Raw genomic sequence first — 290 nt, 5'->3', positions numbered from 1 at the left:
ATCCCCTGGAACAGCGGGCGGAAGTGGATCACTATCCAGTCGATACCGTGCGTCACCCAGCTATCCAGCGGGATCAGCGTCTTGTGGAACGGGTCCATGATGTTGAAATGTTCCGGCTGCGCCTGCGGCGCGCTGGTCAGCCAGTCGGCACCGCCGCCGTCGGCCGGCGCGGCGGCCGGAGTGCCCCAGGCATCGGCAGATTGGGCGGCGCTATCCGCCGCCGGTGCGGTATCCCACGGGTTAGATTGATCAGCCATTGTTTGTCCCCTCGCGATCTAAAGCCTGCAGCA

Annotated in this window: 1 pseudogene; it reads right to left on the bottom strand. The window is 64.8% G+C overall.

Annotation, left to right across the window (positions count from 1 at the left end):
• A pseudogene (locus HED65_RS22475) lies at window positions 1–257 on the bottom strand (glycine betaine/L-proline ABC transporter permease ProW); the annotation flags it as partial.
• Between the last annotated feature and the right edge of the window lie 33 nt (window positions 258–290).

Source organism: Pantoea sp. LS15 (genome assembly GCF_012241585.1).
Lineage (GTDB): Bacteria > Pseudomonadota > Gammaproteobacteria > Enterobacterales > Enterobacteriaceae > Enterobacter.
Note: the sequence above shows the minus strand (reverse complement) of the source record. Positions and strands in the feature narration are given on the sequence as shown.